Raw genomic sequence first — 5,851 nt, 5'->3', positions numbered from 1 at the left:
GTGGGTTGTAGAGCTTGGGCTTGGAAGTGGCTGACATGAATACTGTACAAATGCAAGGGGTATCTATTTAGCTCCAGCAGCCCCATTGATACTGTGATTTCATCCAGCAATGGTATCCGATTGGCTCTCCCCGGTGTTCTTGCTCACGACATCCCCATACGTCACTGGCGGCGTAACCACCGCTTGCTGCAGCAAGCGGTAAAACAGCATCCCGCGTGAGCTGGATGTGCGCCGGTTGAAACGGAACACGAATTCATCGAGATAGGCGTCCAGGTGGTCTGGCTGTACAGAGCCATGATGTGTTCCCAGCACCCAGCGCTGTACCAGTGAGGCGACCCGGTGCACTCCCGCCATGGAGACATGGGCAGGTACGCCTGAGCCGAGCATGACGGTGCGCTGGTGGGTGTAACCCAGTTCTCCCAGAGCGCGGTATGCCGCCGAACCATCCGTGCGTACCTGGGCTCCAGGCTCGACCACCTCCTGCACAAAGGGGATTACGTGGGTGGCGGCGTCTCGGTCAATGCGGCGTAACCGCAGACCCCTATTCATCCTGGCAACGTGGCACCAATGAAAACACCAACGGTCTGCTCCGCCAGTATTTCCCCAAGGGCAGCGACTTCAGCAAGCTGACCGTCGAAGCCGTCAATCGGACAGTAGCGAGGATCAATCTACGCCCGCGCAAGCGCTTGGGCTGGAAGACGCCGTACGAAGTGCATACAGGGGTGAGCGTTGCACTTATGTGTTGAATTCAGGTATGATCTGGTCATGCTCCGCGGGACACCAGGAGCACATACAGTTTCTACCGACCGGAGAACATCATGCTCGCGACTGAAATCCAAGCCCCTGCAAAAATCAGAGAAGTACCCGCTGGCACAGCACCTGAGATCGTCAAGCGCATCATCGACGAAGACGGCGGTGTGATCATCAAGGAGTAGACAATGAGCAACCAAACAGATGCAGATGTCATCGTGATCGGGGCCGGCCCTTCTGGCTCGTATGCGGCGAAGCTGCTGCACGACCAGGGTGTGAGGGTCAAACTCGTGGAGGCGAAGGATCGAGTCGGCGGCCGCACCTGGTCGACCAAGTCGGACGCGCCCGGCGGACCGATCGACTTCGGAGGCCAATGGATCGGCGAGACACACGTCCTGCTGCCCGAGCTGGGCGCCGAGCTCGGCCTAGAGACGGTCTCATCCGTGAAGCCCGGCAACGACCTGTTCGTCTTCAACGGAGATGTGGAAGTAGGTGAGGAGGACCAGGTCCCGTCCGGCGCGAGCTGGGCAGGCGAGCTGTCGAGGTCCTTCGAGCTGCTCGACGAGGTGGGCACTCGCCTGGGCTGGGCGGCGCCCTGGGCTTCGGAACATGTGGGCGAGCTCGACTCCATGACGGTGGCGCAGTGGCTGGAGCAGAACGTCCAGAGCTCCGAGGTGCGCCTGATCCACGAGGTCATGGTCAACATCCTCAATGGCGCCAGCACAACCGAGGTCTCGATGGCCTACTGGGCGTACTTCGTCCACCAGGGCGAAGGGATCGAGTCGCTCATCGGGACCCGCAGTGGCGCGCAGGTCGCCTGGTTCATCGGTGGCATGGGACAGGTAACCGAGCTGATTGCGGACAAGCTGGGTGACGACGTCCACCTCAACTGGCCGGTGACGAGGATCGAACAGGACCCGACCGGTGTCACGGTCTTCTCGGGCGAGCGCAGGCTCAGGGCGAGCTTCGCGATCCTGGCGGCTCCGCCCAGCGCGGGTTCCCGGATGATCTTCGATCCGCCTCTGCCGCCCAAGCGCGCCCAGCTGCAGGCGAGGGCCCCGATGGGCCGACTCGCGAAGATCCAGGTGCGGTACGACGAGCCGTTCTGGCAGGAGCGAGGCCTGTCCGGGGCCGCCTTCGAGTGTGGAGATCTCGCCTTCTGGCTCTTCGATGGGAGCAAGCCCACCGACTCCCTAGCGACGATCGTGGGGTTCATCGGCGGCAAACACCTCGATGCCTGGCATGCCCTGTCACCGAACGAGCGCGAGAAGCGGTTCATCGAGATTCTCGTGAACAACTTCGGAGACAAGGCGCGAGACGTCCGCTACGTGCACGAGACCGACTGGACCGTTCAGCCGTGGACCGGCGGCGCGCCGGTCACCTTCATGCCCACCGGGCTCCTAAGCAGCGCCGGGTCGGCGCTGCGTGAGCCCGTCGACCGCCTGCACTTCGCCGGCACCGAGGCTGCGCCCATGTGGTCGGGCTACATCGAGGGGGCGCTACGAGCAGGGAAGATCGCGGCGGGCGACGTCCTCGCCCGCCTGGCCTGATGCGACGACCGACAAAGGGAGAAGAAGTCATGTCCGAATCACGTCGCCGCCGGCGTTCCATCGTTCCCGAATCCATGCAGGCGGACTACACAGACTACCACTTCTCGCCGGGAGTCGAGGCTGGTGGTTTCCTCTTCATCGCCGGCCAGATCGGCCTCGATGAGAACGGAGCTGCCCCGGAGGATCCCGCGGAGCAGGCAAGGATCGCGTTCACGGCAATCGGCGAGGTCCTGGCGAAGGCCGGCCTCGACTTCACCGACATTGTCAGCCTCACAAGTCACCACGTGGGCGAGATCGACCGCATCCTCGAGTGGTTTCCGACGGTGAAGGACGAGTTCATCGTCGAGCCATTTCCGGCGTGGACGGCAATCGGGGTCACTGGACTGGCGCTTCCGGGGCTCGTGGTCGAGATTACTGCCATCGCTCAGCGTTGAGCACCTCGATGCACACTCGGTGGATCCTCGTCTGTCGTCCGGCCGCAAACCGGATGGAGGCGATCCAGGCGCGATTGGGACGAGCGCGGGGTCGGGCCGGGTAGTGACCCTCCTGACCCCGCGCGGCGGCGCCCTCACCAGTCGGCGCATTGAGGGCACCGGGAAGCCGACGAATTCGTTCTTTCAAAACTCCCGAGAGGACGAGCGTGCGCACAGCCGCAATACGTGACCGAGCGTCGAGAAATGCGGCCCGCTTCCCGAAGGGTGGAACTCGAGGGGCAGACCCTCGTGCCACGTTGTTGACACCCGTTCAGCTATCTCGGACAGGCGCTGTGCCCTTGGCAAATGAACTTCCATCGTGCGTGGCGATCCCCGGGCGAGGGATTGTCGTCGTGTCGGAGTAATGAATCATGTTGCTCTTGTGGGCGGCGCTCTAAGACTGGTCAACACCGGCGCTTGAAAAACTGACCGGTTGTCGGGCGTCTGGAGCTAGCGCCGTTCGATTCAGGCTGACGCAAGCGGGCGCGCAAGCCCTCCAGGCGGTCGGACTCGTGTTCGCCGAAGGGACACGTTTGCGATCCCACGGCGACTCCAGCGAGCCGGGCCAACACCTCGCGGGCGACTTCGCCCGTGTGCTGACGGCACGCCTCATCGAACTGGGTTGGTTGGAATGTTCGGGAAACCGGGCACTACGGGTCACACACGTCGGGGAGACGGAATTGCGCTCTAGCTGGTCCTTAGAGTCGCGGCGCTTTCGTCTCTAGCGGCCATAGCGCATGTGGTCTGCTCGCGCAGAATGCCTGTTCGCCAGCCTGCCACGCCCTTCAACTCGTTTGACCCTGGGCACGATGCCGCATGTCACAGGTGATGCAATGGTCCGAGTGGCGCAGGTCGGCGGGCGTGCCTGTCGATCAGCCGGCCTCGCGATCACTTTCCGTCGTTCAGTCTGTATCTGCTCCTGCGACGGGCCAGTCGTCCGATTGCTCTTGTTCCTCGCCGGGCCCCGATGCACGATGACCAAATACTGCGTCGACGGCTCGCTTGGTGCGCTCGGCGCTGTCCTCGACGAGGTGGGTGTAGGTGCGCAGGGTGAAGCCGGGGTCGGCGTGACCGAGGTACTCACTGAGGGCCTTGATCGATTCACCTTCATGGAGCGCTGTGCTGGCGTAGAAGTGCCGGAGAGCGTGGCTGCCGTTCTCGCGTGTCACCGGCACGCCTGCTCGCTTCAGCGCCGGCTTCCAGATGAAGGTGTTGATGTAGTTCCGGCCCAGCGCCTTCTTCTCGCGGCTGTAAAGGAGCAACGAGAAGGTCATGGGCTTCCCATCCGTCCTGTCCCACGGGAGAGTCACCTCGATCGGCGGATAGGCGGTCATGTGCGAGTTGATCGCCTCCAGGACCGCATCGGGAAGCGGCACGTCGCGCACCTTCCGTCCCTTCGGCAGACCGAACATCTGCTTGTTGCCGACGAGCTTCACCTGGCGCCGAACGTGCACCTCGCCACGCTCGATGTCGATGTCCTGGGGAGAGAGGCCGAAGATCTCGCCCTGTCGCATCCCGAGTCCGGCACCGAGCCAGACCATGAGCTGATAGCGCGCCGGCAACTCGTCACGGACGGCGAGCACCCGATCCCGGGTCCAGGGCACGACCTTGTGGTGCCCGCGCCTCGGACGGCGAACGGAGCGTGCTCGACACGGGTTGGCGACGATCAAGGAGTCGTCGACCGCAGCTGTGAAGACCGTCGACACATTCGCGAAGATGATCTGTCGATAGGACGGCGCGAGATCCGTGAGGGTGCGAAGCCAGCCTTGGATCGTCGACGGCTGGATATCGTTCAGGTTCCGGTTCCCGAGCACCGGAAATGCGTGCAGTCGGAACCGCAGCTCGACGGCGACGTGGGTTCCTTCATCGAACGTCTGGGCTGCGAGCCACTTCCGGGCGTAGGTCTCGAACAAGATCTTTCCCGCGTCGGGGTCGACGTACTGTCCCCGCACGAGATCGGCTGACACTGTGGCGGCGAAGCGGTCTGCGTCGACCTTGCGTTTGAAGCTCTTGTTGCGCTCCTTGCCATCCGGACCACGCCAGCGGACGCGGTACGACCTGAGGACCTGGCCGTTCTTGCCCCGACGCTCACGCCTTTCAACGTGGGCCATGGCGATCCGCCAGATGTTCATCGAGCTAGTCGTGCCCACAGTCGCCGCAGCGAGCGCGGGCAAAGCCATGGGCAAAGATGCCGCACTCAAGATACTTGGCAAACGCTTTGCGCACGAAGGGCTTGGGGGTGTGGTGGTCGCCCTGGCCGTCGAACTGACCCGCGCTGGCCAACTCTAGCCAGGTCTCGTAGTGCTCGGCTACCGTTTGGTAGAGCAGCGTGCGTTCGGGGTGGCGTGGGTTGTAGAGCTTGGGCTTGGAAGTGGCTGACATGAATACTGTACAAATGCACAGTATTCTGCGGCGATTGTTTGGGTACGCAAAGCACAAGGCCCGAACCGTCGCCAGTTCGGGCCTTGTCAGGGTAGCTTGGCTGCGGACTTACTTGCGCGCAGGCGGCACATCCGTGCAGCTGCCATGCGCCACTTCCGCCGCCATGCCGATGCTCTCGCCCAGCGTCGGATGCGGGTGGATGGTCTTGCCGATGTCGACAGCGTCCGCACCCATCTCGATGGCCAGGGCGATCTCGCCGATCATGTCGCCCGCATGCGTGCCGACCATGCCGCCGCCCAGGATCTTGCCGTGGCCCCGGCCAGCATGGCCGTCTCCTGATCCTGCTTCGGGGCTGTCGTCGAACAGCAGCTTGGTGACGCCTTCGTCGCGGCCGTTGGCAATGGCGCGGCCCGAGGCCGTCCAGGGGAACAGGCCCTTCCTGACCTTGATGCCCTGGGCCTTGGCCTGGTCTTCGGTCAGGCCGACCCAGGCGACTTCGGGGTCGGTATAGGCCACCGACGGGATCACGCGGGCGTTGAAGGCGGCCTTGGCCAGCGCCTCGTCGCCTTTCAGCTCGCCGGCAATCACCTCGGCCGCCACGTGCGCCTCGTGCACCGCCTTGTGCGCCAGCATGGGCTGGCCGACGATGTCGCCGATGGCGAAGATGTGCGGCACGTTGGTGCGCATCTGGATGTC

General features: G+C 63.6%; 4 protein-coding genes and 3 pseudogenes. 3 read left to right on the top strand and 4 right to left on the bottom strand.

All coding sequences use genetic code 11. The features are described from left to right. Nucleotides 1–99 precede the first annotated feature (99 nt). A pseudogene (locus PKD89_RS19425) lies at nucleotides 100–537 on the bottom strand (IS1595-like element ISCsp2 family transposase); the annotation flags it as partial. On the opposite strand from PKD89_RS19425, the pseudogene PKD89_RS19420 reads away from it, so the two are divergent. The 3 genes and pseudogenes from PKD89_RS19420 to PKD89_RS19410 form a co-directional block, all read left to right on the top strand. Further along, nucleotides 519–746: pseudogene (locus tag PKD89_RS19420) on the top strand (transposase); the annotation flags it as partial. The pseudogenes PKD89_RS19425 and PKD89_RS19420 overlap by 19 nt on opposite strands. A 192-nt stretch (nucleotides 747–938) precedes the next feature. Next, the gene (locus tag PKD89_RS19415) at nucleotides 939–2,300 is read left to right on the top strand and encodes a flavin monoamine oxidase family protein (protein WP_067401762.1); all 1,362 of its coding nucleotides are present in this window, start codon (nucleotides 939–941) and stop codon (nucleotides 2,298–2,300) included. A 29-nt stretch (nucleotides 2,301–2,329) separates the two neighbouring features. Beyond that, nucleotides 2,330–2,734: a RidA family protein gene (locus PKD89_RS19410; protein ID WP_324332864.1), complete on the top strand. Its 405-nt coding sequence runs from the start codon at nucleotides 2,330–2,332 to the stop codon at nucleotides 2,732–2,734. Nucleotides 2,735–3,675: 941 nt separating this feature from the next. Here the strand turns inward: PKD89_RS19410 and PKD89_RS19405 are convergent. The 3 genes and pseudogenes from PKD89_RS19405 to PKD89_RS19395 all read right to left on the bottom strand — a co-directional run. After that, entirely contained in the window at nucleotides 3,676–4,947 is a 1,272-nt protein-coding gene (locus PKD89_RS19405) for a site-specific integrase (RefSeq protein ID WP_349257393.1), read from the bottom strand. Continuing rightward, a pseudogene (locus PKD89_RS19400) lies at nucleotides 4,913–5,155 on the bottom strand (IS91 family transposase); the annotation flags it as partial. The pseudogene PKD89_RS19400 and the gene PKD89_RS19405, both read right to left, overlap by 35 nt. A 108-nt stretch (nucleotides 5,156–5,263) precedes the next feature. Beyond that, the coding region (locus PKD89_RS19395) for an FAD-dependent oxidoreductase (protein ID WP_324332863.1) at nucleotides 5,264–5,851 on the bottom strand (588 nt) is incomplete at its 5' end.

Source organism: Candidatus Neomicrothrix sp., assembly GCF_035329545.1.
GTDB classification, from domain to species: domain Bacteria; phylum Actinomycetota; class Acidimicrobiia; order Acidimicrobiales; family Microtrichaceae; genus Microthrix; species Microthrix subdominans.
This window is presented reverse-complemented; position numbering and strand designations above follow the sequence as displayed.

Coding starts and splice junctions, on each gene's coding strand:
- PKD89_RS19415 (WP_067401762.1), top strand. CDS start 939: ATGAGCAACCAAACAGATGCAGATGTCATCGTGATCGGGGCCGGCCCT.
- PKD89_RS19410 (WP_324332864.1), top strand. CDS start 2,330: ATGTCCGAATCACGTCGCCGCCGGCGTTCCATCGTTCCCGAATCCATG.